Here is a 24,178-nt window from a genome sequence, read left to right as displayed (position 1 = left end):
TTCTCCTATTAGGGTGCAAACCACAGCTCGCGATAATCCACCCAACCCAAGGAATTGAGGGATACGCCTTTAAGTGAGGTATGAAACGTGCTGCTCTGCCTTGCATGATAGAGGAATAATACAGCGTACTCATCCCTTAGATCGTTTTCGAGCTGCAATAATTTTATCATCCGTTTTTCTCTAGACGGCTCATTTAATAAACCTGACACTTGTTGGTCAATATGAGGCTGCATGTAACCTGCATGATTGTATAGGAAGCTATGAGAAGATCTAAAAAAGTCCAATAAAAAGAATTCTAAATTTTCTTCTGAAACTACACCGCCAAGTATCATATCTGCCTCAGCCGTAACATGAGGTTGGCTTAATTCACTAATTTCGAAGCTCGTGACTTCAATCGTTATACCCATTTGCGCACATACTTCACGAATCCATTCTGCATCTGTCTTATTTTTGGCCACACTATACGTATAAAGCTGAAGCTTCTCTCCCTGGTAATCCGAATTGGCCAGTAGTCGCTTAGCCTCATACACGTCAGAGGAATTGATGTAATAGAGCCTGCTTTTATTAGGGAATAAGCTACAAGCTGGAGAAAAACGGTGTCCACCTAATTCTTGTACCATCCTCTTACGATCGAGCAGAAGGTGAATCGCTTTCCTAAAATCAGAGTTTTGCAGGATATTTTCTTTACTTAGATTAAACGTGAGATAATGACAACCGATCTCTACCTTGTCAACACCACGATAATCAGTTCCTTTTTCATTAGGTTGAAAAGGGGTAAACTTCATGTGCTGGGCTTCTAAGTCGCTTACTTCATAAAAGACAGAATCCGGAATGATCCAGACTTCAATCACATCTAAATGTGCCCTACCTTTAAAGTAGTTAGGGAACGCTTCTAGAACAAACATACTATGATCATTTCGAACAAGTTTAAAAGGACCTGTTCCTATCGGTAAACGTCGAAAATCATCATTTCCTTCCACTGCATCAGAGGGTAAAATGGAGGCGCGTTCCGAACTTAAGGCATATAAGAAGAGAAGATTAGGTTTATCATGGACGATTTGAACTGCACGATCACTAATAATATTAATCTCCTTAATGGATTCGAACATCCATTGAGAAGGGGACCTTAGCTCTTTATTTCTAAGTCTGTTGATTGAAAATTGAACGTCTACCGCCATCATTTCTTTACCATGGTGAAAGTAAACGCCCTTACGTAGATAAAAAGTCCAAATTCGTCCGGAGTCGTCGATCTCCCAATAATGGGAAAGGTGTGGGTGAAAAGCATCTGATTCCCGGTGATACTTTACCAATGTATCAAAAATTTGTCCAACCATGTGAACTTCCGTGCTTCGATTAATCAAGGCTGGATCAAGGGCAGGTAACGGCCTATAAAAGGGGAATTTAAGAATATCTTTTCTCAACTGTTGTTGATCTTCAAAGTAAAATCCCATTTGACTGTTGAGCCAATCCATAAATGAAGTCTTTGAAACAGGATTAATAGGATATTCATTGAACAAGGCCAAAGCTTGACCGATATCTCCCTTTCGGACCATGTCTTTAGCGGTGTGGAGAAGTAACTGTTCTACATCCGCTAAATAAGAGATTGAAGAATGATGTCCTCTTCCACGACCTGCCTTCCATTCAATCCACTTTTCCTGTTGCATTTGTTTGAGTATAAAGTTTACATTCCGGCGTGAACAACACAGAATGTTTCCTAACTCGTCAATGGTGATTTCCATTTCCTGTTCGTTGGGAATAGAAGGGAAGGCTTTTCGTAAGGCGTAATAATGATATAGGAGTTGGATAATAACCACCACGTTTCCTCTTAAAATCTACACCCTCTTAATCTACAACCTTTGGTTAATTATTACCAGTCGAAACTTTTGTTCCAAGGTAATACATAATAAATGGGTGGCCCAAAAGGTCTGTACAACAGACTTCTAGGGACACCCTCTTAGATTAACTACTTAAATTTTAGGGTTCTTTTCCATTCGATCATTTTTCTCGCCTACTGTAGGATTCTGATTGATGGCTTCGGTCTTTGCAACATGTTCCTCAAAGAGACTCGATTGAATGACTCGTCTGCCAATCTCGGAATGTATGAGTTCCTTGTCTTGTTCATCCATCGTTCATTCCACCTTTCTATAGGTTATCATGCCCTATGTCTTTCCTTCATACCCATCCAATCCTTAGGACAACCTAATCCTAAAAGAAAGCCATAAATATGGGAGGATCATGATGACCAATTGGTGGAAAGGCCTACTCACGATTTTCTTTCTCCTAGCCTCAATGTCCTATTCACAGGTTAGTGCTGAGGTCCACGAATCATACCAAGCAGAAAGGCAAGTTGTTTTGCAAGGAGAAGATGACTCCTCTGCAGAAATCGCTCGATACCGTTCCGGTAGAAGAGCATATCGTCCCACACCAGGCTATCAAGCTCCGACAAGGCCAGCTACTCCTCCGGCTAGATACGACGCACCAAGAAGAGCAGGCGGATTCTTTGGGGGAATAGGTGGATTTATGGCAGGGGCATTTCTTGGCAGCATGCTATTTGGATCTTTATTCGGAGGAATAGGGCATTTTTCATTCCTAGGGTTACTGATAGATATTTTAGTGATCGCTGTAATATTTATGCTCATACGCCGTCTTTGGACAAGAAGACAAGAAAGGCACAGGTGAAAAGCAGGAGACTATCCTGCTTTTTCTTTTTGTATATATCTTCCAGTAACAATAACATTTTGAATATGATAAAATATACATACAATTCAAAAGAAACCGTGCGGAGGGGAATAACATGAAACTTAACGATAAGATGAAAGCGCTGTTAGAAGAATACGGGGAAGAAGATGTGATATCTGCATTGTTAAGGGAAGTGAAGAAGGCTTCGATTACGGTCACTTATGAAGACCTAGATGCCGTGTACTCGGGTTGGACGAAAGAATAACCCTCAAGATGAAAGAGTGTGTTCTATAAGTAACGCCTTTTTGATACAACATCAAAACAAAAGAAGAAGGGCTTCTGTCAACTGTTATGTTGATGATGAAGCCCTTTTTGTTTGTCTTGTTGTGGCTATCGGAATCACGATAGTGGGATAGGCTTACATTCGGACAGACTCGGGCTTTTTTAGGCTTGCCCTGTCTGAATAAGGCTTGCATTCGGACTCGATCGTGCTTTTGGCACCTTGCCCTGTCCGAATGAGGCTTGCATTCCGACTCGATCGTGTTTTTGGGCCTTATCCTGTCCGAATAAGCCTCGAATTCTGACTCGATTGAGCTGGGTGGGGCTTGCCCTGTCCGAATAAGACTTGCATTCCGACTCGATCGTGTTTTTTGGGCCTTATCCTGTCCGAATAAGCCTCGAATTCTGACTCGATTGCGCTTTCTTGGCCTTTCCCCGTCCGAATAAGGCTTATAATCGGACAGTTTGTTTTCGACTTACCTTGTAAAGAACAAAAGAAAAGCGTGATTCGATGGGCGAATCGACGCTCAAAATGACTTGTGATTGGTATTTTGCCCCCTGTAAAAAAGCTTATCTAACAAGGAGACATTTTTCATATTGACACAGGACGAGAAGGTTCTGACTTCGTTAAAAAAGTAATATAAGTAAAAAGAGACAATCCCATTACTCTCCTGATTCCGTTATGTATCGGCAAACCTTCTGCAAGGATATGTATTCATTTTTTGTGAGATCCTTGCGGTATTGAGCGTATTGATAGGTTGCTTCAGCAAAGGAAAGATCTGCATGAATAACCACTCCATCTGTACTGAACGGATTATTGAATAACAATTGCCATTCACCGGTCTGTTCAGTTTTAGGAATCTTATGATAAAGTGACTTTTTTGTCTTATAGACGAAGTCTAGATCAGACCATAATCCTTCCCATAGCGGACTTAATTTTTGCGGTTCTGGAAGGACTTGTGCGGCCTTGTGTAAAGTTTGTTCGATATCATCTAACTGTTCCTCCGTTGCATGTTGGATGTCTTTCTTCATTTGCATGATCCATTCATTTACGAAGGCATAACCTTGACTTTCGATAATGCCTTTTAATTCTGCCAGTTGATCATCCGTCTCAGCAACTTGTATCTTATCGCAATAAGAGCTTAGGGTTATCAATCTATCCACCTCACTTATAGTCTACCTTTTTATTGTAAAACATTATACAAAAAATGGCGAGACGGACGTTGGCTGATTGGAGACAACCGGACGAACAGGAATGGATTGATAAATTAAGGAGTTCATATTCGTTTTTCGTTTAGGTTAGATTATAGATACATCGTTGCTAACTAATCATTTATCCGTTAGGACAGTGTATTCATGTTCAGTGATACTGCTTCTACAAAAAGCATAAGAAATGAAGGTGAGTGCATATGAGGTTAGTAAAGCATTTAACCGTTCATGATTTTAGCTTTCAGAATACGTCAGAAAAACATCTTAGCCTTGATGATGTGTTCCAGCGTGTACTACGATTTATGTCTCATGATCCGCATGGGGAATTTCGCTTTATGATTGGCACAGACTCTCATGTTTATCGTAAACATACGACCTTTGTAACCGGTGTAGTCATCCAAAGAATGGGCAAAGGGGTATGGGCTTGTTACAGAAAACAAAAAGAAAGTGGTCAACTTGGATTAAGAGATAAAATCACGAAAGAAACCCAGCTCACACAGAATGTTGCCGCCTATTTTGACGAAGTCAAAGAAGCAGAAATGAAGAAGATCATCACTCCTTATCCTGGTGCAAGCTTAATTAGAGAATGTCATTTAGATATAGGGATGGAAAAAAGAAACAAAACAAGCATCTTTGTTGATGAAATGATGAAAGTTATTGAGTCTGTTGGATACGAGGCAAAAATTAAACCTTATTCCTTTGTTGCCTCCCACTACGCTAATTATTATACCAAGCTTGGATAAAGACAAACAAAAATCAGCATGGAGGTCATGACCCATCTCCTTCATGCTGATCACCTTTGACTATTTCCTTTACATATTATACAATATATTTAGATAAATCTAATTATTTAAAGCTCACATTATAGATTTCCACAATAATGCATACTATGGAATAAGGAGGCCGATAATATGAATCGTCACGAATGGCAAGAATTTGAAGCCCCGTTTATTAAGATGAAGTGCAAACATTGTGGGCGATTAATTGAAGCTGAAGATTCCGAGGAATGGAATTTAATTGTTTTTGCAGATTGTCCAGAGCTTTAAGTTCAAAGGTGAAGGTAGGAAGGTGTCCTGAGGGGCACCTTCTTTTTGCATTTTGCAATATGTAGTTATAATATCGTCCATTGCAACATGTAATGAAGTAGGACTAACTTTTCGGAGGGGTTAAGGTGAGCGAAGCAACGGATCGAATCCATGTAGCTAAATTTCGTTTCTTAAATGAGTTTAGAAGTTGGTTAGAGCTTAATAGGGATAAAGATATTATTGATATTTCAACAGCAGGGGGAATAGAGGATTTAATGATTTTAATTACATATAAAGAAGGGAAAGACGGAAATGAAGAAAGGGAGCTTTAGCTAAAGCTCCCTAAACTTGTACGTTTTATTGTACTTGTAATTGAAGAAGTTCTTTCAGTTGCTTCCAGTTTTCTTCAGTCCACTGCCCACCACCAATAACAACCTCGTTGTCCACCTCAACAACAGGTGCCTTTCTGGTGCCATACTTTGCTTCAATAATATCTCGAAGAGAGTCATCTTTCTTCATATCACGATTCTCATAAGTAAAACCATTTTGGTGAAGGAACTCCTTCACATCCGTGCAGGCCTGTCAGGTATAAGAGCTCCAAATTACGATCTTCTTTTCCATCATCGCTACCTCCTCAGGTTCATTGTATACCAAATACATGATAACATGAAACTAGTAAACAATAAACACGATTTCCACCATTTCTATCATTTTATCTTCGAAAACATAAAAACTCTAGCAGGATAAAATAGTAAAATCATGATAAAGTAGTAGAGTACTGACTTCTTAAAAAAGAGAAAGGGATTAATTTCAAATGCTTATAAAAGAAATGTCTGACCGAACAGAGTTCACCGGGTTTTACCTTCTTAAGAGTGCGACATTAAAATCAACAGCAGATCAAAGGCACTATCTGGACTTAGTTATTGCAGATGCTACAGGGGAGATCCCCTTAAAGTTTTGGGATATATCTGAGATGGACAAAGAAACCTATTTCTCGGGGATGATTGTCAAAGTTCAAGGGACCGTTTCGTTATACAGAGAAAAGCTACAAGCCAAGGTTGTACGCATGCGTGCTGCGAGTGACCAGGATGGTTACGCGATCTCAGACTTTGTCAAGTCAGCCCCTGTTCCACCTGCTGATCTTCTAGCTATCATTGAGCATACCATCTCCGAGTTTCATCATCCAAAAGTGAAGAAAATCGTAAACTTCTGTGTGGGAAGAGTGCGCGAACAGCTTATGTCTTACCCGGCTGGCAAGTCTGTACACCATGCTTATTATGCTGGACTTGCCTACCACATCGTAAGAATGTTAGAAATTGCCGACTTTTTATGTAAGCAGCGCCCTTTCTTGAATCAAGACTTATTGAAGGCAGGAATCCTTCTTCATGACCTTTGCAAAGTGGAAGAATTCGAAGGCGGAGAGCAGGGGATTGTTACCGAATATACCGTAAGAGGAAACTTATTAGGTCATATTTCTATCGTTAACAACTGGATATCTGAAGCAGCCATTACATACTCCATCCCTACTCATGATCCCGTAGTAACTTCCCTGCAGCATCTTGTTCTTAGTCATCACGGGAAGCTTGAATACGGAAGTCCCGTTCTACCTCAATTACCGGAAGCTATAGCCCTTGCCCAGATCGATCTCATGGATTCACGACTGCAAGCAGTTGAGGATGCTCTTATGGGAAATACAGAGGAGTGTATTACCTCTCTTCGAGCAATAGAGGGGGGCAGAGTTTACAGGTTAACATGGGATGAGGAGCAAGAAAAGGTAGGAGGGTAATACTCTCAAATTGCGGTCGAATGATTTTCAGGGCTTCAAAGCACCCAATTGACGCCCTGAAAATCGGTCCAATCTCGGGGAACTATCCTATGAGTTCCCCAAAATATCTAGACTCGATCGCCTTCCCATAAATCATAATACTCTTCATCTGATAACTCCTGCAAACTCCTCTGTTCTTGCCATTCTTGCTCTCCCTCATGTTTAAACACTTGAATTGTAGGTTCAACTGGGCTCAGATTACGGTTTTGTTTTCCTTTTTCCATCTTAAGGCTCCTTTAGAATGGTAATGAGATAGGGATATTATTCGAGTTGCAACCAAGAAATATTCCAGAAAAAAAGATTCGAATTTTTGTAACATTTATCCGTTTTGTTACGTCCTATTTTTAGAACCTTATCAAAGGGAGACAAGATCTATGCGAAGTTTTATCCATGAACTTCATTTAATTTCCGATCTAACACAACTTGTTGACCTAAAAGAGCAAATTAAACAACAAGTGATGGAAAAAGAGCTGAATTGGCAATATCGTATGAACCTCTACCGAAAAGTACAACTAATAAACGAAAGAATAGTCCAACTAGAGGAGGAAAAAGTAGTTTAAAAGTATCTCTTTTTTCCTAATTCATCAAGGATCACATGAAGAATTCTTTTTTCAGCTCGGAAGAAATCGCACTCATCGGCTAATAGATGTCCAATCTTCTTCCTTTTTAACTGTAGGGCGTATTTAATATCAAAGAGCATATTAATCACTTCAGTAGGATTGCTTGTTTGTATGAGAATTCCATTCACCGCAAAATAGGCATCTGCTTTTCTCCACTCATGAACAAGGTCTCCGACAACTTGCAGATCTTCCTTTCCTTCACAAATATCCCAATACAAACCTGAGACCTGTTTATGTGCATCATGATTTACAATTTCAACCTGCTTCCCATCTGCCTTTACGATTCCTAGATCAAGCAGGATGGCATTTCGGACCATATTCATTTCTTCATACAGATACTTCTGTTCCTTGTTAAAGATGATTTGTAAATCTTTTTCTTTCCGATTTAAAAATTGACCGACTTCCATAAGTGTTCTAATCGATACAGCTTTCATATAAGTTCCCCCCAATCATAGGTTGCCTTCAAATGTTCTGCGCTTCTAGATCGGTATTTATAGTAAAGGCTATGCCTTGGTGAGAAATAAAATTAGAAAAAGTTATTGATATTATCCCGGAAAAACTTGTATAATTTTACAAATTAGATTGATTCAGAAGATGGAGTGTTGAACCTTGGGTTTACCTCAATGGAAGGATGTTTAATCATGTCAATTGACCCTATACAAATCGTGTACACAGGAGTCGGAATGCCACGGAAGATGGTCTTTAACGGAAACGAAATGAATACGGGGATTTGTAAAGATGAGGTCGAACAAATTATCGTAAACGATGAAAGCTGTGAAGGAGACGGTGTAGCAAATACGAATTTCCACGGTGGCCCGGACCGTGTCGTATGCGTGTATCCTTACGAGCATTATGGAAAATGGGAAAAGGAATTTCAAACTAGCTTGCCTCCTTGCGCCTTCGGTGAAAACTTAACTATTAAAGGATTAACAGAGAGTGAGGCATGTATCGGTGACATTTACCAAGTTGGTGAAGCCGTACTACAAATAACCCAAGGCAGAATTCCTTGCCAAACGATATCCAAGAGAACTGGCATTCAACCCATTCTCCAGAGAATCGTCGAAACCGGCTTTACGGGGTACTTCTTTCGAGTTCTTCAAAGTGGAATCATCCGAAAAGACTCGACCGTCTCCCTTATCCAGCGTCATCCTCTGCAAGTAACTGTTTTATTTGCAAACCAGATCCTATTCCATGATAAAAAGAACGAATCGGCTATTCGTCAGATCTTAGAGGTTGATGAGTTAGCTAGCGTATGGAGAGATAAACTAAGCAAGCAGCTCGAATCCATCTCTTAAAATGGAACACCCTTGTTAAAGTTTTGATACTCCTTAGAACGAAAGAAACCCCTCTTAGGTACTTGAACACTTTCAAATACCAAAAGGGGTTTTTTTTATCTCGATCGCGTGTCTAACCAATGATGAATCGTTGGATAAGTATCTCGCGTTGCACTTCTACCAAAGACTAAAGATATATGCCCTGCATTTACAACAACGGTCGTTACATCTTCACTACCAACGATATGATCAATGGGGTGGCTTTGGCAGGGGAGAGCAATATGATCTTGCTTGGCGATTACATTTAGTATATTGGATTTAATTTGCGATAAATCTACTGCTCTTCCCCTTAAGTGAAGTTCACCTTTAACAAGCTTATTCTTCTGGTAGAACTCTTTTATCCATTGTCTGTAAGCTTCACCGGGAAATGGTGTACCATCACTTACCCAAGTGTTCATTAAACGCCATCGGGACACAAATTTCTCATCATGTGCCTTATCCAACAGACTTATGGTAGGGCCATAAAAGTTGGTAATCGGTTTAAGCATTTTATTCCCCAAATCAATAAGATCAGGAGGAATGATTCCAAGCGTATCTACAAGTTTATCGATTGGGAAATGCGATTCATCTAACCACTTCGTGAATAAGCCTGCATCGGAGAAGTCAATAGGAGTGGCCATAAAAATAATATTACATATAGGAGTAGAAGAGTGGAGAGCGGCATACATGGAGGTAATCGTACCACCCATGCAATATCCTAGCAATGATATCTCATCCGACTTGCTTATCTTTTGTACTTTTCGAACCGCTTTTGCAACATAATCATAGACTATTTCCTCAAAGCCTAAATCCTTATCCTCATACCCAAACTCACCCCAATCTAACAGAAAGACATCATACCCTTGACCAACCAAGTACTCAATCAGACTGTTTCCTGGCGCAAGATCCATAATATAAGGTTTATTAATTAAAGCATAGATCAGGAGGAGGGGAACGGAATACTTCTTCTGTTGGTAGGGAGCATAGCGATATAGCTTTGCCTTATTTTTTTTCCAAACGACTTCTTTAGGAGTGAGCCCGACCTGAGGCTTTCCCTCCTTTAATTGCATTTCACTGATGCGTTTAAGACTTTTCCATTGTTCTTCCCATTTCCCCATATCCAGACTTGGTCCTACGGCCATCTTTTTTACCTCCTCAAAGTTTAAGTTGCTGACTTGAGCTGTACAAGACTCTCACGAATATTCTTTAACTCTAGCAGCAACTCGTCATCGACCTTTTCATCGAGGGCATCAACCTTTTCTTCAATCTGTAGAACGAGGGAGGAAAGTCTGGCAAGATCATCTTGGCTTACAAGCTTGTTTGTATGAAAAAAGGACTCGAGCATTTTATTATGCATATCTTGATAAAATAAATACCACTGCTGACTAGCGCCAATCCAAGCAGCAAAAGTTTCTTCCTGCATATTTTTTGCGATAAGATCACTATAATTCTGCTCCGCATAAACGTATACTTGCTTCCATAGTTGAAAAGGATTAACTTGTGGCTCCACTTCGTGACACCCCTTCTCCTTAATCATTCTGTGCTCTATATGTCAATAGCACTTATGTGACCATTCTATTTGAGCGGAGGAGGGATTATGCCAACTCAAGCTGAATCAGGATAAACTGTTCTAGCTCATTCAATATGGTAAAGAGAGAAGCTCTGGCCTCAAATTCTTCCCTTGTCAACGGCAGTTCTAATCCTTTAAGAAACCCGCGAACCCGCTGCAGGTGCTGGAGAGTATCTCTCGGGTTATCGTGCAAATGCTGACCTAGGTATTCAAACAATTCTCCAACGAAATGACACTGTGGAACCTGAACATCAATAGAAGAAACAACCGGCAACATCCGTTCAAGGCGCTCGAATTGTCGTTCTCTCATTTTGAAATACCGATAATGTTGATCCTGTTTACGCAAAAGTTGGTTCTCAACCGTCTGTAGAGATAGATCCTTTGCTTCTTCAAGCCGATTAGCAGTATCCACAAACTCTTTACCGCTCCAGAGGGTATCTCCAGCACGAATAAAGGCAGCCAACTCCTTTAAGATAATTTGGATATTTTGATCAATCTCTTCTTGAAAATGCTTTAACTTCTTCTCATGACTAGGCATATACAAATTCATGAGAAGGGCGATTCCTACACCGATCGCAATGAGCTGGACCTCATTCCACAACAGGCTTAAGGTAAACTGCTGGTCAAGATATAAATGAAAGATAATAACAGCACTTGTCACAATGCCTTCTTGAATCTTAAGCCGAACCAATAAAGGAATATGAAGGAGAAATAATAACATGACGCTAAGCCAGTGGTATCCTAGTATGGAGAACACCAAAGCACCGCTCCCTAGACCTATGAGACAAGCAACAGCCCGGGCCATAGCTGTGGTTATCGATCTTTTTTTCGTAGGTTGAATACATAAGATAGTAAGAATCCCAGCGGAAACAAAATATTGAAGTCCTAAGCTTTGGGCTAGAAAAAGGGATATTCCGGTTCCGAGTGCCGTTTTAATCGTTCGAAAGCCAATACCAAACATAGAAATTCTCCTTAATGGAGACAGTCAATCTGTCTTTTTGATACCATTTTCCCCTTTTTATTGTTTCTTTTCAATGGTTGTTATAAACCGCTTTGTAATAGGCATATCGCTTGCCATGATTCCCAAGCCCGCTTAGCGGATCGATATTCAGCTTCGGCCATATATAAAGATTTCTCAAGTTCTTTAACAGCTAAGTATTCCTTCTTCGCATGTTGGATAAACTGAATTTCAACTTGACCCTCTTTCTTTGCTGTAAGCTTCCCTTCCCTCAGCAGCTTATACTGTTTAAGTAATAGTTGAGTTCGTGCTTCTACCAATTGAGCCATGATTTCGAAATACCTTTTTTCCGTTTGGTAAGCCTGTTCTTGGGCTGCCTGAATCTCACGAATGGCTTTTTCAATCATGGAAATTCCTCCTGTACTTATGTCCTGTTCTAGATTATGGCTCGTTTCAACCCGTAGTGACTGTCCATAGGAAATTAGTTCCTTTGACATACGACAAAAAGAACAACCTTTCCAAATACAACCATCTTTAGTTAAAATAATAAAGAGATCAATAGTTTAGGTTGGTGAAATATGGGATCAAACATGAAGATGCTCTTCATTTTCCTCGCTGTAGCCTTTCAATTATCGGCTGTTCTCTTCATCTGGATTAATCTAACCGTTACTTACTGGTTACTAGCTGGCTATGCCATTTCTCTTATATCCCTTATCATTCTGCTGGTTAGAGAAAGAAGACAAGAAAAGAAGGAGGAAGATAATAATGATTATAGTGACTACTGAGTCCATTCCAGGTAAAGAAATTAAAGGGGTCATAGGGTATGTAAAGGGGAGTACGATTCAAGCCAAACATGTAGGGAAGGATATTCTCGCAGGTCTAAAAACTCTGGTGGGCGGAGAGATCAAGGAATACACGGAAATGATGAATCAAGCTAGGCAGATAGCCATAGGGAGAATGGTGGAGGAAGCGGAAAAGAAGGGAGCGAATGCCATAGTAGGATTTCGATTGCACAGCTCTGCCGTAATGGCTGGAGCTGCAGAGATTATCGCTTATGGTACCGCCGTGACAATCGATTAAATCAACATTTTTTAACGTGCTTATCTGCCCATTAAGGGGAGAGGGCACGTTTTTTTATTCTCGAGTCGTAGGCTCCTATCCGCCCTAAGATGGAGTCAAAATCAATCCAACGCCAGTTATGACAAAAGCTCACACCAGGTAAGATAGAAGCATAAAGAACAACAAAAACAAAAGTAAGGAAGTGAGAATATGAAAAAACAAGAACAGCAACGAAGTAAAAAAGGATATGTCCTGATTGGCATTGGGGGAATCATGTTGCTTGGCTTGCTTAATCTAGGTTTCCTCATTCCTTTTGGGATTGCTGCCTTCCTCATTTATAAAGGATGGAACATGATCAAAGGAAATTCACCTAGAGATCCTGGCACAGAACTAGCATTTGACGCTGCAACAACTGCTGGAGCTAGCAAATTCAAAAATTTTGACCACTTGGATGAGTGGGAACAAAAAATGAATAAAGCATAATTACATTAAGGGAGGAAAAAGAAATGAGTATTTTAAGTAGAGTAAGAAATATTACAAAAGCAACACTGAATGAAATGTTAGATCATGTTGAAGAGCCGATCATGATGTTAAATCAATACTTGCGCGATATGGAGAGAGAGATATCCCAGGCTGAGCTCACATTAGCGAGTCAACTTTCTCAAGAGAAAAAGACCAAAATGCTGTTAGAAGAAACAAAGCAAAGAATAGAAAAGCGGCAAAGACAAGCTCAATTAGCCATTGAGCATGGACAAGATGATATCGCAAGGCAAGCCATCTACGATAAGCAATTAGCAGAAGAAAAAGTAGAACAATATACACGTGATTACGAATTTCTTGTAGAACAAAGCCAAGCCCTAAGAGAACAGCTTCAGGAGCTAAAAGAAAAGTTTTACACGATGAAAAACAAGAGAGCAGGGCTCATTGCTCGTGCGAATGCAGCAAAGGCAACCAAGAGAATTCATGACACGCTTTCTCCAAGCCATCTAGAATCCGCTGCCAAAGGATTTGCTCGAATGGAAGAAAAAATCTTAAATCTAGAAGTGGATGCCGAAATTAGTGAAAAAATGCGTCGAATTTATGATCCGGAGTATATGCCAGCCAAGAATAATCCAAGAGTAGAAACCGAATTAGAAAAGATGAAGCAATCAGCGCTTCAAAACACATAAACGAAGTTCAGAAGGGATACCCAACGTATCCCTTCTATTTATGTTGTTTTTTCTTATAATGAAACTTTATCCTTTCTAAGGACGTATATATTTATGTAGTCTTTTGATGAAGGAGCGGTTTGAAGATGCTTGAGTTCTTTTGGGGCTGCCTCATAGTTGGTATCCTTTTTTCTGTTATGACCGTTATTTTTGGTGACATGGTGGGGCATTGGTTCGATGTTTTACCCGAACCGCTTCAGCCTATGGTCATCATCGGAGGGATTACAGCCTTTGGAGGATCTGGTCTCTTACTAGGGCAATATACGTCCTTTGCTCCTATGCTCATCCTCTTACTGTCTCTTATGGCAGCCGTCCTGCTCTCCGTCATCGTGTATTTCTTTTATGTTCGGCCCATGCAAAACGCAGAAAACTCAACCAGTTACTCCATGTCAGAATTAACAGGAAAGATTGCCGAAGTCACCATTCCCATTCCAGCCGAAGGCTATGGAGAAGTCATGTTGAAAATCGGAGCAACTCGTACGAACGAGATCGCTGCTAGTTTTGACCGTGTTGACATTCAAGCGGGAACAAGAGTGGTCATCATTGAGGTGAAGGATCATACTTTATACGTTTCCCGGTTTGAAAATACATAATATTTAAGGAGGTCATTGTGCCAGGCTTTTTATCCATTCCCCTCATTGTCATTGGCGTCATTGCCTTATTAGGGATTGCGTTCTGGGCCCGATACAAAACAGTAGGTCCAGATGAAGCGATGATCGTAACAGGATCCTTCCTTGGCAGCAAGAATGTCCAGACCGATGAGTCGGGCAGGCAAATCAAAATTGTTCGTGGCGGAGGAGCCTTCATTCTCCCCATCTTCCAGCAAGCCGAGTTCCTTTCCCTGTTGTCTCTAAAACTTGATGTATCCACACCCGAAGTCTATACGGAACAAGGTGTTCCCGTCATGGCTGATGGAGTGGCCATCATTAAGGTAGGGGGTTCCATAGAGGATATCGCTACCGCTGCGGAACAATATATGGGGAAACCGACAGAAGAGTTGAAGAGCGAGGCACAGGAAGTGTTAGAAGGACATTTACGTGCCATCTTAGGTTCCATGACAGTGGAAGAGGTATATCGGAACCGGGATAAGTTTGCCCAGGAAGTACAAGGCGTTGCAGCTAAGGACCTGCGTAAGATGGGTTTAAATATCGTTTCCTTTACCATCAAGGATGTTCGTGATAAGCACGGATATCTAGATGCACTAGGTAAGCCTCGTATCGCTGCCGTGAAGAGAGATGCTGAAATTGCGGAAGCGGAAGCGATGCGGGATGCCAGAGTTGAGAAGGCCAAAGCGGAGGAGCAAGCGACAAAAGCCGAGTTGATCAGAGATACAAACATTGCAGAGGCCTCTAAGGAAAACCAGCTTAGAATTGCAGAATTTAAAAGAGAACAAGACAGAGCGAAAGCCGAAGCCGATCAAGCCTATAATATTCAAGAAGCACGTTCTAAGCAGACCGTGGTAGAGGAACAAATGAAGGTGGAACTGGTACGTAAGGAAAGAGAGATTGATCTTGAAGAAAAAGAGATTCGCCGGCGAGAAAAGCAGTACGATGCTGAAGTCAAGAAGAAGGCCGATGCTGATCGTTATGCTGTTGAAGTCGCAGCGGAAGCAGACAAAGCGAAGCAAATGAGAGCTGCTGATGCACTCCAATACAAGATTGAAGCTGAGGCGAAAGCCATGGCGGAACAAAAGCGTCTAGAAGGTCTTGCCTTAGCTGATGCTGAGCGAGCAAAAGGGACAGCCGATGCCGAAGTCATACGTCTGCGTGGTTTAGCAGAAGCGGAAGCGAAAGAGAAACTAGCGGAGGCCTTCTCCAAATTCGGTGAAGCAGCGGTACTCGACATTATCGTGAAGATGCTTCCTGAACTAGCTGATCGAATCGCTCAGCCTCTCCAAGCGATTGATAAGATTACCGTTGTGGATACGGGGAACGGCCAAGGCGCTACACGGGTAAGCAATTACGTTACCGAACTGATGGCGACAGCACCCGAAATGCTGAAGAGTGTATCAGGCATTGATCTAGAACAGCTTATTCAAAACTTAACCATGAAGAATGCAGGGATGGGAGGGCAATTACCTCATCAGCCCTCCACCAGAAAGGATATAGAGGAGGCCTAATAGCCTTCTCTTTTTTCACTTTCCTCCATGACATTCGTCGTTTCCCAAGGCTCTTTACGGGTGATTTCGACCATGGGAGGTTCTTCACCTGCTGTTCTACCCCTCATACTTCCCATCTCTTCTACAGTTCCTAAATCCTCCATAGCTGAAGGATAGTTTCCTTTTGCTCGATCTTCTTGGTGATTTTGCAATTGAATACCTCCTGCGATCTAATTCGTCTTTACAAAAATATTTTCCCTAACCCTCTAGTGATTATGTACGGTAGAGAAGGGTGAACCCCAAAGTGCTTATGCACTGGGTTCACCCTTATTTTATTGCTGGTTGTTCAGCTTGTCATAGAGCCTTCGGAGCACAATCGCTTCAGCCCAGAGAGGCAGTGGATTCTCCGTTGCATTTTTCCAATCTTCATTCGTGAGTAAACCTTCCTGGAACATCCATTCTACCGCTTCACGTTTCCAATCTGGCGTATTGGCTGGGAAACGTTCCCTTAAATTCAAAGCTGCTCCAATTGCTTTTGCTGTGGCGTTGGCTAACTGATTGCGAAAGGATTCACTCCTTAACCAATTCGCGTCAGTAGGGTGATCAACAAAAAGATTCTCGATCAGAATGGCTGGCATACTAGTCTGTCGCAAGACTGCAAAATTAGCCTCTTTTTTCCCGCGATCTCTAATTCCTAGAGGACCTAAGAATTGCATAATGCCACCATGAACGACATCTTGGAGCTGTCCAGCTCTTTGATTGCGGGTCCCTGGATAAACGAAGCTTTCAAACCCTTGCCCACCAGCCGCGTTATGATGAAGGGAGACAAAATAATCGGCTCCTAGTTGATTGGCGATTTGCGCCCTCTCGGACAAGGGGATCAGCGTGTCGGAATCCCTCGTCAGTCGCACGTCGACTTCATAATGCATCAGTAACCAATCTCTTGTCTTTCTGGCCATATCTAAAGCCAGATTCTTCTCAACTAATCCATTCCCTTGAGCACCTGGATCACTGCCTCCATGCCCTGGATCCAACATGACAATAGGCATATCACCCCTCCTTTGCCATTGTTCTTCTTCTTATTATATTCCCCAAATTTAAGGATGGGAACGGCTAATAAACCGCATGAGCAAACGGATGAGTTGGAGAAATTTACATGGCAGACGAATGTTTCTTTAGCAAAAACTATCTGTGTAAACCTAATCTGGAAAGTTAAGGAGGGGACTGAAGAATGGCTTATGAGTGCTTTCATTGTCAACATGAGTCAGAAAATGCTCGTTTAGTTACCTTTTATAAAGGGAATGAAGAGCAAAACGAGTTGCTATGTGAAGACTGTTACGCAGAATGGCTTCATTCAATTAAAGGTTAACGAGCGTTGGTTGCGCTCGTTTTTTTTTTCAAAAAAGGTTACAATAACCAACGAAAGTATTATTAACTAGGGAAAAGAGGGGTAAGGAATGAGTGTACATATTGGTGCAAAAGAAAATGAAATCGCCGAAGCCATCCTATTGCCAGGTGATCCTTTACGCGCAAAATACATAGCAGAGAATTTTCTCGAGAATCCAGTTTGCTATAATGAAGTTCGTGGAATGTATGGATTTACGGGAACATACAAGGGGCAACGCGTATCCGTTCAGGGGACTGGAATGGGGGTACCTTCCATTTCAATTTATATCCATGAGTTGATGGAAAGCTACGGCGTAAAGAAATTGATTCGTGTAGGAACATGTGGAGCGATCCAACCAGACGTCCGAGTGAGGGACGTCATCCTTGCTATGAGCGCCTCTACGGACTCTGGAGTCAATCGACTTCGTTTTAAGGGAATTGATTATGCGCCCACAGCCAACTTTGAACTATTAAGAAGAGCATATGAGTTAGGTTTAGAAAAAGGACTAAACCTTCGTGTAGGAAGCGTCTTTACAAGCGATAGCTTCTATAATGACGAGAAGGATAACTTAAAACGTTACACGGACCATCAAATCCTAGCGATTGAGATGGAGACCTCTGCGTTGTATACACTCGCAGCCAAATTCAAAGCCCAAGCCCTGTCAGTCTTAACGGTTAGTGATCATGTCTTAACCGGGGAAGAAACGTCAGCAGCAGAAAGACAAAGCACTTTTAATCAAATGGTTGAGGTGGCTCTTGATACAGCCATTTCATAGAAGCGGAGTAGCCTAAGAATTTCTCCGTTTATTGTTAATAAAAAAAGCCGCCCATAACTGGACGGCAAGTAGTGAGGAGAGGTATTCAAAATCATTCATGAACTAGAGTACATGCAAATAACCTCATCGACAATTATAGTGCATTTTCGACATATTTTGCAAGTGTTTTTGTTCATCTGTATCTTAATGGTTGTTATTGGGCTTCATCTATTTTTAAATGGTTGTTAAAATGGGTATTTATATTGTGAAAAGGATGGAAGTAAGGTCTTGTATCCCCTTAAAATACCTGTTATATTAAATGGCATAGAAATTGCATAAAAATAAAATACAATTTATAAACAAAATTAAGGGGGACATCATGAAAAAACTAACATTCTTTGGATTATCTTCAGTATTAGCCATTAGTCTACTTACAGGATGCGGCGGAGGTGGACAAGAAGCTGAGCAACCAGCGGCAGAAGGTGCTCCTAAACAGAAATTGATTATGGCTACTTCAGCCGACTACCCACCCTACGAGTTCCATGATACTTCTAGCGGGAAGGATCAGATTGTAGGTTTTGACATTGACATCGCTAACTATATTGCTAATGAACTTGGTTTTGAATACGAAATCAAGGACATGGACTTCAGCGGGCTTATTCCATCTCTTCAATCTGGACGTGCTGACTTCGTCATGGCTGGTATGACGCCAAAACCAGACCGCCTGGAAAACGCTGATTTCTCCATTGTTTACTTTGAAGCTCAAAATACGATTGTTTCTAAAAAAGATAATAACCTCAATACGCTTGAGGACCTTAAAGGAAAGAAAGTAGGAGTTCAGCTTGGCTCCATCCAGGAAGGAGAGGCAAAGGAAATCGAAGGTGTTGAAGTCGTCTCTCTGAATAAGATTGCTGAAATCGTACAAGAAATTAAATCTAACCGTATTGATGCAGCCATTATTGAAGACACTGTGGCTAAAGGATATGTAACAGCTAACCCTGAACTGCAATTTGTGACGATCCCGAATAACGGACCCGCAGGATCTGCCGTTGCATTCCCTAAGGGATCTGCCAACGTTGAAGAATTTAATCGAGTGATTAAACAAATGCAGGAAAACGGTGAAATGGAAAAACTCGTAAAAAAATGGTTTGAGCAATAATAACCATTGATTTTAAATGAAGTGAGGAGTTAAACAAGAAATGAGTTTACAGTTTGGTCAAATTGCACCTTCCATCCCGTTTATACTGGGAGGATTATGGGTAACACTTCAGTTCACCCTTTTATCTGCCTTTTTCGGGTTCTTATGGGGGGCTGTCTTATCTTTATTCAAGATCTCCAACATCACAATATTAAAGTGGTTTGCTATTGCTTACACTTCTGTCTTTAGAGGGACTCCTCTGATCTTGCAATTGGCCATTATCTATTTTGCCACTCCTCAGTTGACCGGGTATGATATCCCTGCCTTACAGGCAGGGGTCATTGCTTTTGCGCTGAATTCTGCAGCTTATATTTCTGAAACCATTCGTGCAGGAATACTGGCTGTGGACAAGGGTCAACGTGAAGCGGCGATGTCTCTTGGAATTCCATATCGTCCGATGATGAAAGACATCATTATGCCTCAGGCTTTCAAGAACATCCTACCTGCCCTTGTGAATGAATGTATTGCACTACTAAAGGAATCAGCCCTAGTTTCCACCATCGGTGTAGCGGATTTACTCCGACGTGCAAACATCGTATCAGCCCAAAGCTTCTTATACTTTGAGCCCCTGTTGTTTGTTGGTCTTGTTTACTATTTGATGGTAATGAGCTTGACCTGGGCAGCGCGTGTCTTGGAGAGGAGGATGCGAGTAAGTGATTAAAGTCGATCAGGTTTATAAGTCCTTTGGCAAGTTAGAGGTACTTCACGAAGTATCGCTTGAAATTCAAAAGGGAGAAGTGGTGGCGCTCATTGGTCCTTCCGGATCAGGAAAATCTACTCTTCTTCGTTGTATGAATCTGCTAGAAACACCTACGAAAGGCAAAGTCTTTATAAATGGACAGGAAGTTACTTCACCCAAAACCGATATCGCAAAGGTAAGACAAAACGTTGGAATGGTATTCCAACATTTCCATCTATTCCCTCACATGACGGTCTTGGAAAACATGACTTATGCCCCTATAAAGGTAAAAAACGTCCCTAAAGAAAAGGCACGTGAAAAAGCTTTCGAGCTGCTTACTCGAGTAGGTTTAAGAGATAAGGCTGACGTATACCCTTCCCGACTATCAGGCGGACAGAAACAGAGAGTGGCCATCGCAAGATCACTGGCTATGGAACCTGAAATCATGTTATTTGACGAACCCACATCCGCGCTTGACCCAGAGATGGTTAAAGAAGTATTGGATGTAATCAAGTCTTTGGCACACACCGGGATTACCATGGTTATTGTTACGCATGAAATGGGTTTTGCAAGGGAAGTAGCTGATCGTATTTGCTTTTTGGATGGGGGGCGCTTAATTGAACAAGCCCCACCAACAGAATTCTTCGCTCAACCTAAGAGTGATCGAACTCGTAAGTTTTTGGAAAAGGTATTATGATACAACCAAAAAGGGAGTCAATGGACTCCCTTTTTCTGTGCTCTGAGGTAATCTACTCCTGCTTGCGTGAGTTTGGTTCCTGATCTTCCTTTGCTTTTCACGATCCACCCACGCTCTTCTAGAGTATTCATGCGGTGCCGAATTTGCTGTTCACTCAGTTGATGCCGCCAACTTCCACTTTCATCTGCAATTTTCTTTCTTCCAGCTGCTTGTCCTGCATGATTCAGCTCTTGGATCGTACTAAGGATGGACAATAACACTTCTTCGTCTGCTGATAGCTCTGCTTGAAAGGGTGAAACAGTATAATCCACTACTGCCGGTTTCATTGGACTTCTCTGGAAAAAGCCTTCAGCGGGGAGATCGCGCAGCGTCATGACATCTTGTTCACAAACAGCCAGCATGTATTCTAATGTATGCTTGAGTTCTCGGACATTGCCATACCAAGGATACTGCCCTAAATAGTGAATGACTTCCGGCAGTATCGTTATGTTTATAAACTCTGTCGTTTGGATAAAGTGATGGATGAGAAGTTCAATATCCTGATCCCGTGCTCGCAGAGAAGGAAGGTGAAGATAGAGAACCTTTAAGCGGTGATATAAATCCTCCCTAAACTTTCCTTGGTCGATCATTGAGAGTAAATCCTTATTCGTAGCAGCAATGACTCTCACATCTACAGGGATAATCTTACTCCCACCAACTCGCATAATCTCCTTTTCTTGTAGGACCCTGAGTAAGCGCGCTTGAATCTTTAAGCTAATATCTCCGATTTCATCTAAAAAAATGGTGCCCCCTTGTGCTTGTTCGAACAAGCCAGGCTTTCCACCTTTTTTTGCTCCTGTAAAAGCCCCTTCCTCATAACCAAAGAGCTCACTCTCTACAAGATCCTCCGGTAGGGCACTAAAATTAACAGCTAAGAAGGGACCCGTTGCTCTTCTGGAGTCATTATGAATAGCACTGGCAAATAACTCTTTTCCTGTACCGCTTTCTCCTTGAATGAGGACTGTTAAATCAGTCTGGGCAATCTTGGCCGCAATTCTTTTCGTTTCTTGAATCGTTGAGCTGTTGCCGATGATATCCGAAAACTGATATTTCGCAATATAACCTTTTTGTACGAGCTCTTTTCTTACGCGCTGGTCCCAATTTAGTGTTTCACGAACACTCTTAAAGGTTGCTACAATGGATTGATCATTCTCTATCCTAAACCTTTGAACAACCACATCCGTCTGATGAATCGTAAAGTAAGCTTGTCCTTCCTCATGATCGCTCAGAATATAGGAAACAATGGACTCCGGCAGAATAGACCTGACGTTCCTGCCAATGGCTCGAAGAGCATTAACCCTAAGAAGATCACCTAAATTTTCATTAAGCACCGTAATGTAGCCATGCTCATCCACGGATAATATGCCATGATGAACACCATTCAAAACATGATATAAATGACCATTAATCCGGTTTACGGCCTGACTTGCCTGAGCGAGGTTCTTGCTCAAATCAATAATTTTTCTAGTATACTTCTCAGAAACTTCGATTCCCCGTTGCTCCAATAACTCTAACTTCTGAAGAATGCTCATAATGCTGGTTATATCAAACAGTCTTGGTCCAAGATCAATAACTTCACTCACAAACTCTGGTACTAAATCTACTTCTCCCGGTGTTACCGCTAATGGTATTTTGGGCGTGCCTTGTTTCCCAGGATAATAAGGAATGTACTCCAACTGATCAATGCCTAGATGAATTAAGGACTGGATCGCTTCTACTGCGGTTTCTCGATAATCATTCACATAGAGGATGGGGGTACCTTGAGGGATGAGCCACAATTTATCAATGTTTTGGTAATTCACTGTCCGATTTCCTGTTATCACTTCGCAGTTCGAACTGATATATTCTTTTGTTTCATCCTCAATTAAAGGGGTGGACAAGATAATGAATCGCTTGTGAAAAACACAGGGGATTCCTTCTTCTAACGAATAGCTTTGAATCTCTACAAGATCTCCAATAATTTCTTGCAGTTGTTGGGTCAGCGCTAATCGTGTTTGTAACGTACCCGTGATCAATATCAGTATGCGTTCCCGTGCTTGCATCCTCTTCATCTCCTGAAAATAAAACTAATGAAGTGTAATTGTAAATCAGATTTGGTGATTGGTCAATTGATAAACACCCAATTAATCCACTTAACAACCAAAAAGAACCACATAAACCAGTACCTCATGTTCGTATGCTGCTTCTTATTTGGCATCAAGTTTGCATACCTAGTTAAATACAGTAGCGAATACACCAAGGGGAAAAAACAGATGTTAAAATTAATTAAAGGCGGAGAGGTCTATGCTCCCAATTACCTTGGGAGAAAAGACATTCTCCTAGTAGACAGTAAAATAGGTTATATAATGGATCAGGTTGATGCCCCAAAAGATTTTGTCGAGGTGCAAATCATTCCTGCCGAGGGAATGATCGTTGTACCAGGATTTATCGATTCTCATGTCCATATCATGGGAGGCGGAGGGGAAGGCAGCTATAAAACTCGCACTCCCGAACTCCAGTTATCCGATGCCACGCAAGGAGGAGTCACGACCTTAGTCGGAGTCATTGGCACAGATGGAACAACAAGAACGATGGCAGGTCTCTTAGCTAAGGCACGTGCTCTAGAAGAAGAAGGCATCACTTGCTATATTCATACAGGTTCTTACCAAGTTCCAGTCAAAACCCTTACAGGACGAATTGAAGATGATTTCATATTAATAGATAAAATCATTGGTGTAGGAGAAATCGCCATATCCGACCATCGATCTTCTCAACCTACAGTCTTGGAAATCGCTAAACTCGCCGCAGCCGCTCGCGTCGGAGGCATGTTATCCGGTAAAGCAGGGGTCGTTAATATACATGTAGGGGATAGCCCTAGAATGTTAGATATCCTTGAAGAAATCACTCAAACCACAGAACTTCCCTATAAACAATTTATACCTACACATATCAATCGCAATCCTTATCTGTTTGAAGCAGGAATCAGCTATGCTAAAAAAGGGGGATTCGTTGATTTCACAACCAGCACAACGAAAAAATTTCTAGTGGAGGGAGAGGTCAAATGCAGTAAAGGACTTAAGAGAATGTTGGAGGAAGGAGTGGACATCAAGCAGATTTCCTTCACATCGGATGGACAAGCAAGTCTTCCAGATTTTAATGAGCACGGAGAGCTTGTAGGGCTGCAGATCGGTAAGGTAACTAGCTTATATCAAGAAGTAAGAGACGCCATTGTCAATGAAGGAGTGGCAATCGAGCAAGCCATTCGGGTGATCACGGCAAACCCGGCTGATCTACTTAAACTTACTTCAAAAGGATACATTAAAGAGGGCCGTGACGCAGATCTAGTGCTCATTAATAAGAGGGACTTAAGTATAGACACTGTGATTGCTCGAGGTCAAGTCATGGTGCAGCATGGGGATGTAAAAGTCAAAGGAACATTTGAAGGTTAAATACCCCCTATAGGGTATTTATAGAGACATTTCCCCAAATGGAGTCCACCAATAACGGACAGTCGGTTCGCCCTATAATAAATAAGGGAACAAACTTCCGTTAATACAAAAAAACAAGTCTATTTCGGCTTAGCCCCCTAAGTTTGGACACTT

33 protein-coding genes are annotated in these 24,178 nt (G+C 41.5%); 20 read left to right on the top strand and 13 right to left on the bottom strand.

The features are described from left to right. Nucleotides 1-8: 8 nt before the first annotated feature. Together EIZ39_RS14345 and EIZ39_RS26660 are read right to left on the bottom strand one after the other, a co-directional pair. The gene (locus EIZ39_RS14345) at nucleotides 9-1,814 is read right to left on the bottom strand and encodes an SgrR family transcriptional regulator (RefSeq protein WP_129200684.1); all 1,806 of its coding nucleotides are present in this window, start codon (nucleotides 1,812-1,814) and stop codon (nucleotides 9-11) included. Nucleotides 1,815-1,967: 153 nt separating this feature from the next. Further along, complete coding sequence (locus EIZ39_RS26660; protein WP_164985102.1) at nucleotides 1,968-2,126, bottom strand: hypothetical protein; 159 nt, start codon at nucleotides 2,124-2,126, stop codon at nucleotides 1,968-1,970. Between the two features lie 109 nt (nucleotides 2,127-2,235). On the opposite strand from EIZ39_RS26660, the gene EIZ39_RS14340 reads away from it, so the two are divergent. Together EIZ39_RS14340 and EIZ39_RS26655 are read left to right on the top strand one after the other, a co-directional pair. Next, on the top strand, nucleotides 2,236-2,679 hold the full coding sequence (locus tag EIZ39_RS14340; protein ID WP_129200683.1) for a hypothetical protein: 444 nt from the start codon (nucleotides 2,236-2,238) through the stop codon (nucleotides 2,677-2,679). 115 nt (nucleotides 2,680-2,794) lie between these two features. Beyond that, nucleotides 2,795-2,944, top strand: a complete 150-nt coding sequence (locus EIZ39_RS26655) for a hypothetical protein (RefSeq protein ID WP_164985101.1) — start codon at nucleotides 2,795-2,797, stop codon at nucleotides 2,942-2,944. A gap of 677 nt (nucleotides 2,945-3,621) precedes the next feature. Here the strand turns inward: EIZ39_RS26655 and EIZ39_RS14335 are convergent. Further along, the gene (locus EIZ39_RS14335) at nucleotides 3,622-4,113 is read right to left on the bottom strand and encodes a hypothetical protein (protein ID WP_129200682.1); all 492 of its coding nucleotides are present in this window, start codon (nucleotides 4,111-4,113) and stop codon (nucleotides 3,622-3,624) included. A 254-nt stretch (nucleotides 4,114-4,367) separates the two neighbouring features. Between EIZ39_RS14335 and EIZ39_RS14330 the strand changes: the two genes are divergently transcribed. The 3 genes from EIZ39_RS14330 (at nucleotide 4,368) to EIZ39_RS14325 (ending at nucleotide 5,524) form a co-directional block, all read left to right on the top strand. Then, on the top strand, nucleotides 4,368-4,910 hold the full coding sequence (locus EIZ39_RS14330; RefSeq protein WP_129200681.1) for a ribonuclease H-like YkuK family protein: 543 nt from the start codon (nucleotides 4,368-4,370) through the stop codon (nucleotides 4,908-4,910). Nucleotides 4,911-5,078: 168 nt separating this feature from the next. Continuing rightward, on the top strand, nucleotides 5,079-5,213 hold the full coding sequence (locus tag EIZ39_RS27560) for a hypothetical protein (protein ID WP_255433968.1): 135 nt from the start codon (nucleotides 5,079-5,081) through the stop codon (nucleotides 5,211-5,213). Between the two features lie 125 nt (nucleotides 5,214-5,338). Further along, nucleotides 5,339-5,524 carry a hypothetical protein gene (locus tag EIZ39_RS14325; RefSeq protein ID WP_129200680.1) on the top strand — a complete coding sequence of 62 codons (186 nt, stop codon included), beginning with the start codon at nucleotides 5,339-5,341 and terminating at the stop codon, nucleotides 5,522-5,524. A 25-nt stretch (nucleotides 5,525-5,549) separates the two neighbouring features. On the opposite strand, the gene EIZ39_RS14320 is transcribed toward EIZ39_RS14325, so the two are convergent. Further along, a complete protein-coding gene (locus tag EIZ39_RS14320; RefSeq protein WP_129200679.1) occupies nucleotides 5,550-5,759 on the bottom strand; it encodes a glutaredoxin family protein in 210 nt (69 codons plus the stop codon). A 247-nt stretch (nucleotides 5,760-6,006) separates the two neighbouring features. On the opposite strand from EIZ39_RS14320, the gene EIZ39_RS14315 reads away from it, so the two are divergent. Then, a complete protein-coding gene (locus EIZ39_RS14315) occupies nucleotides 6,007-6,978 on the top strand; it encodes a 3'-5' exoribonuclease YhaM family protein (protein ID WP_129200678.1) in 972 nt (323 codons plus the stop codon). A 107-nt stretch (nucleotides 6,979-7,085) separates the two neighbouring features. Here EIZ39_RS14315 and EIZ39_RS26650 read toward each other — a convergent pair whose 3' ends face one another. Continuing rightward, entirely contained in the window at nucleotides 7,086-7,241 is a 156-nt protein-coding gene (locus EIZ39_RS26650; protein ID WP_164985100.1) for a hypothetical protein, read from the bottom strand. Between the two features lie 150 nt (nucleotides 7,242-7,391). Here EIZ39_RS26650 and EIZ39_RS14310 point away from each other — a divergent pair, with 150 nt between their 5' ends. Next, complete coding sequence (locus EIZ39_RS14310) at nucleotides 7,392-7,577, top strand: hypothetical protein (RefSeq protein WP_129200677.1); 186 nt, start codon at nucleotides 7,392-7,394, stop codon at nucleotides 7,575-7,577. Here the strand turns inward: EIZ39_RS14310 and EIZ39_RS14305 are convergent. Beyond that, complete coding sequence (locus tag EIZ39_RS14305; protein WP_129200676.1) at nucleotides 7,574-8,071, bottom strand: hypothetical protein; 498 nt, start codon at nucleotides 8,069-8,071, stop codon at nucleotides 7,574-7,576. The two genes, EIZ39_RS14310 and EIZ39_RS14305, sit on opposite strands and share 4 nt — an antisense overlap. Before the next feature lie 207 nt (nucleotides 8,072-8,278). Here EIZ39_RS14305 and EIZ39_RS14300 point away from each other — a divergent pair, with 207 nt between their 5' ends. Continuing rightward, nucleotides 8,279-8,932 carry an MOSC domain-containing protein gene (locus tag EIZ39_RS14300; protein WP_129200675.1) on the top strand — a complete coding sequence of 218 codons (654 nt, stop codon included), beginning with the start codon at nucleotides 8,279-8,281 and terminating at the stop codon, nucleotides 8,930-8,932. Between the two features lie 95 nt (nucleotides 8,933-9,027). On the opposite strand, the gene phaC is transcribed toward EIZ39_RS14300, so the two are convergent. From phaC to EIZ39_RS14280, 4 genes are all read right to left on the bottom strand, one after another. Beyond that, nucleotides 9,028-10,092: a class III poly(R)-hydroxyalkanoic acid synthase subunit PhaC gene (gene phaC, locus EIZ39_RS14295; RefSeq protein ID WP_129200674.1), complete on the bottom strand. Its 1,065-nt coding sequence runs from the start codon at nucleotides 10,090-10,092 to the stop codon at nucleotides 9,028-9,030. Between the two features lie 20 nt (nucleotides 10,093-10,112). Then, the gene (locus tag EIZ39_RS14290) at nucleotides 10,113-10,460 is read right to left on the bottom strand and encodes a hypothetical protein (RefSeq protein ID WP_129200673.1); all 348 of its coding nucleotides are present in this window, start codon (nucleotides 10,458-10,460) and stop codon (nucleotides 10,113-10,115) included. An 85-nt stretch (nucleotides 10,461-10,545) separates the two neighbouring features. Continuing rightward, complete coding sequence (locus EIZ39_RS14285) at nucleotides 10,546-11,481, bottom strand: aromatic acid exporter family protein (protein ID WP_129200672.1); 936 nt, start codon at nucleotides 11,479-11,481, stop codon at nucleotides 10,546-10,548. A gap of 80 nt (nucleotides 11,482-11,561) precedes the next feature. Beyond that, a complete protein-coding gene (locus EIZ39_RS14280) occupies nucleotides 11,562-11,885 on the bottom strand; it encodes a hypothetical protein (RefSeq protein ID WP_129200671.1) in 324 nt (107 codons plus the stop codon). A 171-nt stretch (nucleotides 11,886-12,056) separates the two neighbouring features. On the opposite strand from EIZ39_RS14280, the gene EIZ39_RS14275 reads away from it, so the two are divergent. The 6 genes from EIZ39_RS14275 to EIZ39_RS14250 all read left to right on the top strand — a co-directional run bounded on the left by EIZ39_RS14275 (nucleotide 12,057) and on the right by EIZ39_RS14250 (nucleotide 15,864). Beyond that, entirely contained in the window at nucleotides 12,057-12,263 is a 207-nt protein-coding gene (locus EIZ39_RS14275) for a hypothetical protein (protein ID WP_129200670.1), read from the top strand. After that, the gene (locus EIZ39_RS14270) at nucleotides 12,244-12,558 is read left to right on the top strand and encodes a YbjQ family protein (RefSeq protein ID WP_129200669.1); all 315 of its coding nucleotides are present in this window, start codon (nucleotides 12,244-12,246) and stop codon (nucleotides 12,556-12,558) included. The genes EIZ39_RS14275 and EIZ39_RS14270 overlap by 20 nt, the downstream gene beginning before the upstream one ends. A gap of 189 nt (nucleotides 12,559-12,747) precedes the next feature. Then, complete coding sequence (locus EIZ39_RS14265; protein WP_129200668.1) at nucleotides 12,748-13,020, top strand: hypothetical protein; 273 nt, start codon at nucleotides 12,748-12,750, stop codon at nucleotides 13,018-13,020. A 23-nt stretch (nucleotides 13,021-13,043) separates the two neighbouring features. Beyond that, nucleotides 13,044-13,706 carry a PspA/IM30 family protein gene (locus tag EIZ39_RS14260; protein WP_129200667.1) on the top strand — a complete coding sequence of 221 codons (663 nt, stop codon included), beginning with the start codon at nucleotides 13,044-13,046 and terminating at the stop codon, nucleotides 13,704-13,706. 125 nt (nucleotides 13,707-13,831) lie between these two features. Next, entirely contained in the window at nucleotides 13,832-14,338 is a 507-nt protein-coding gene (locus tag EIZ39_RS14255) for an NfeD family protein (RefSeq protein WP_129200666.1), read from the top strand. Between the two features lie 17 nt (nucleotides 14,339-14,355). Beyond that, a complete protein-coding gene (locus tag EIZ39_RS14250) occupies nucleotides 14,356-15,864 on the top strand; it encodes a flotillin lipid rafts scaffold protein FloT (protein WP_129200665.1) in 1,509 nt (502 codons plus the stop codon). Here the strand turns inward: EIZ39_RS14250 and EIZ39_RS14245 are convergent. Together EIZ39_RS14245 and EIZ39_RS14240 are read right to left on the bottom strand one after the other, a co-directional pair. Continuing rightward, entirely contained in the window at nucleotides 15,861-16,055 is a 195-nt protein-coding gene (locus EIZ39_RS14245) for a hypothetical protein (RefSeq protein ID WP_129200664.1), read from the bottom strand. The genes EIZ39_RS14250 and EIZ39_RS14245 overlap by 4 nt on opposite strands. Nucleotides 16,056-16,175: 120 nt before the next feature. Beyond that, on the bottom strand, nucleotides 16,176-16,892 hold the full coding sequence (locus EIZ39_RS14240; protein ID WP_129200663.1) for an N-acetylmuramoyl-L-alanine amidase: 717 nt from the start codon (nucleotides 16,890-16,892) through the stop codon (nucleotides 16,176-16,178). Nucleotides 16,893-17,074: 182 nt separating this feature from the next. Between EIZ39_RS14240 and EIZ39_RS26645 the strand changes: the two genes are divergently transcribed. From EIZ39_RS26645 to EIZ39_RS14220, 5 genes are all read left to right on the top strand, one after another. Beyond that, nucleotides 17,075-17,212 carry a hypothetical protein gene (locus EIZ39_RS26645; RefSeq protein WP_164985099.1) on the top strand — a complete coding sequence of 46 codons (138 nt, stop codon included), beginning with the start codon at nucleotides 17,075-17,077 and terminating at the stop codon, nucleotides 17,210-17,212. 88 nt (nucleotides 17,213-17,300) lie between these two features. After that, nucleotides 17,301-18,005: a purine-nucleoside phosphorylase gene (deoD, locus tag EIZ39_RS14235; protein WP_129200662.1), complete on the top strand. Its 705-nt coding sequence runs from the start codon at nucleotides 17,301-17,303 to the stop codon at nucleotides 18,003-18,005. A gap of 358 nt (nucleotides 18,006-18,363) precedes the next feature. After that, on the top strand, nucleotides 18,364-19,143 hold the full coding sequence (locus EIZ39_RS14230) for a transporter substrate-binding domain-containing protein (protein ID WP_129200661.1): 780 nt from the start codon (nucleotides 18,364-18,366) through the stop codon (nucleotides 19,141-19,143). 40 nt (nucleotides 19,144-19,183) lie between these two features. Further along, complete coding sequence (locus EIZ39_RS14225) at nucleotides 19,184-19,843, top strand: amino acid ABC transporter permease (RefSeq protein WP_129200660.1); 660 nt, start codon at nucleotides 19,184-19,186, stop codon at nucleotides 19,841-19,843. Further along, nucleotides 19,836-20,558 carry an amino acid ABC transporter ATP-binding protein gene (locus EIZ39_RS14220; protein WP_129200659.1) on the top strand — a complete coding sequence of 241 codons (723 nt, stop codon included), beginning with the start codon at nucleotides 19,836-19,838 and terminating at the stop codon, nucleotides 20,556-20,558. Before EIZ39_RS14225 ends, EIZ39_RS14220 begins: the two co-directional genes overlap by 8 nt. A 17-nt stretch (nucleotides 20,559-20,575) precedes the next feature. On the opposite strand, the gene EIZ39_RS14215 is transcribed toward EIZ39_RS14220, so the two are convergent. After that, nucleotides 20,576-22,639, bottom strand: coding sequence for a sigma 54-interacting transcriptional regulator (locus EIZ39_RS14215; protein WP_129200658.1), 2,064 nt, complete (start codon nucleotides 22,637-22,639; stop codon nucleotides 20,576-20,578). A gap of 210 nt (nucleotides 22,640-22,849) precedes the next feature. Here EIZ39_RS14215 and iadA point away from each other — a divergent pair, with 210 nt between their 5' ends. Then, complete coding sequence (gene iadA, locus EIZ39_RS14210; RefSeq protein ID WP_129200657.1) at nucleotides 22,850-24,025, top strand: beta-aspartyl-peptidase; 1,176 nt, start codon at nucleotides 22,850-22,852, stop codon at nucleotides 24,023-24,025. The last annotated feature ends 153 nt before the right edge of the window (nucleotides 24,026-24,178 follow it).

It is taken from the genome of Ammoniphilus sp. CFH 90114, from assembly GCF_004123195.1.
Taxonomy (GTDB): Bacteria; Bacillota; Bacilli; order Aneurinibacillales; family RAOX-1; genus YIM-78166.
The sequence above is the reverse complement of the archived record's forward strand: the minus strand, read 5'-3'. Positions and strand labels throughout refer to the sequence as shown.

Excerpts from the sequence above, each read along its gene's own strand:
- deoD (WP_129200662.1), top strand. The coding sequence starts at position 17,301 with ATGAGTGTACATATTGGTGCAAAAGAAAATGAAATCGCCGAAGCCATC.
- EIZ39_RS14285 (WP_129200672.1), bottom strand. The coding sequence starts at position 11,481 with ATGTTTGGTATTGGCTTTCGAACGATTAAAACGGCACTCGGAACCGGA.
- EIZ39_RS14340 (WP_129200683.1), top strand. The coding sequence starts at position 2,236 with ATGATGACCAATTGGTGGAAAGGCCTACTCACGATTTTCTTTCTCCTA.
- EIZ39_RS14305 (WP_129200676.1), bottom strand. The coding sequence starts at position 8,071 with ATGAAAGCTGTATCGATTAGAACACTTATGGAAGTCGGTCAATTTTTA.
- EIZ39_RS26650 (WP_164985100.1), bottom strand. The coding sequence starts at position 7,241 with ATGGAAAAAGGAAAACAAAACCGTAATCTGAGCCCAGTTGAACCTACA.
- EIZ39_RS14310 (WP_129200677.1), top strand. The coding sequence starts at position 7,392 with ATGCGAAGTTTTATCCATGAACTTCATTTAATTTCCGATCTAACACAA.
- EIZ39_RS26660 (WP_164985102.1), bottom strand. The coding sequence starts at position 2,126 with ATGGATGAACAAGACAAGGAACTCATACATTCCGAGATTGGCAGACGA.
- EIZ39_RS14275 (WP_129200670.1), top strand. The coding sequence starts at position 12,057 with ATGGGATCAAACATGAAGATGCTCTTCATTTTCCTCGCTGTAGCCTTT.
- EIZ39_RS14240 (WP_129200663.1), bottom strand. The coding sequence starts at position 16,892 with ATGCCTATTGTCATGTTGGATCCAGGGCATGGAGGCAGTGATCCAGGT.
- iadA (WP_129200657.1), top strand. The coding sequence starts at position 22,850 with ATGTTAAAATTAATTAAAGGCGGAGAGGTCTATGCTCCCAATTACCTT.
- EIZ39_RS14255 (WP_129200666.1), top strand. The coding sequence starts at position 13,832 with ATGCTTGAGTTCTTTTGGGGCTGCCTCATAGTTGGTATCCTTTTTTCT.
- EIZ39_RS14230 (WP_129200661.1), top strand. The coding sequence starts at position 18,364 with ATGAAAAAACTAACATTCTTTGGATTATCTTCAGTATTAGCCATTAGT.
- EIZ39_RS27560 (WP_255433968.1), top strand. The coding sequence starts at position 5,079 with ATGAATCGTCACGAATGGCAAGAATTTGAAGCCCCGTTTATTAAGATG.
- EIZ39_RS14265 (WP_129200668.1), top strand. The coding sequence starts at position 12,748 with ATGAAAAAACAAGAACAGCAACGAAGTAAAAAAGGATATGTCCTGATT.
- phaC (WP_129200674.1), bottom strand. The coding sequence starts at position 10,092 with ATGGCCGTAGGACCAAGTCTGGATATGGGGAAATGGGAAGAACAATGG.
- EIZ39_RS14270 (WP_129200669.1), top strand. The coding sequence starts at position 12,244 with ATGATTATAGTGACTACTGAGTCCATTCCAGGTAAAGAAATTAAAGGG.
- EIZ39_RS26655 (WP_164985101.1), top strand. The coding sequence starts at position 2,795 with ATGAAACTTAACGATAAGATGAAAGCGCTGTTAGAAGAATACGGGGAA.
- EIZ39_RS14215 (WP_129200658.1), bottom strand. The coding sequence starts at position 22,639 with ATGCAAGCACGGGAACGCATACTGATATTGATCACGGGTACGTTACAA.
- EIZ39_RS14280 (WP_129200671.1), bottom strand. The coding sequence starts at position 11,885 with ATGATTGAAAAAGCCATTCGTGAGATTCAGGCAGCCCAAGAACAGGCT.
- EIZ39_RS26645 (WP_164985099.1), top strand. The coding sequence starts at position 17,075 with ATGGCTTATGAGTGCTTTCATTGTCAACATGAGTCAGAAAATGCTCGT.
- EIZ39_RS14225 (WP_129200660.1), top strand. The coding sequence starts at position 19,184 with ATGAGTTTACAGTTTGGTCAAATTGCACCTTCCATCCCGTTTATACTG.
- EIZ39_RS14315 (WP_129200678.1), top strand. The coding sequence starts at position 6,007 with ATGCTTATAAAAGAAATGTCTGACCGAACAGAGTTCACCGGGTTTTAC.
- EIZ39_RS14330 (WP_129200681.1), top strand. The coding sequence starts at position 4,368 with ATGAGGTTAGTAAAGCATTTAACCGTTCATGATTTTAGCTTTCAGAAT.
- EIZ39_RS14300 (WP_129200675.1), top strand. The coding sequence starts at position 8,279 with ATGTCAATTGACCCTATACAAATCGTGTACACAGGAGTCGGAATGCCA.
- EIZ39_RS14260 (WP_129200667.1), top strand. The coding sequence starts at position 13,044 with ATGAGTATTTTAAGTAGAGTAAGAAATATTACAAAAGCAACACTGAAT.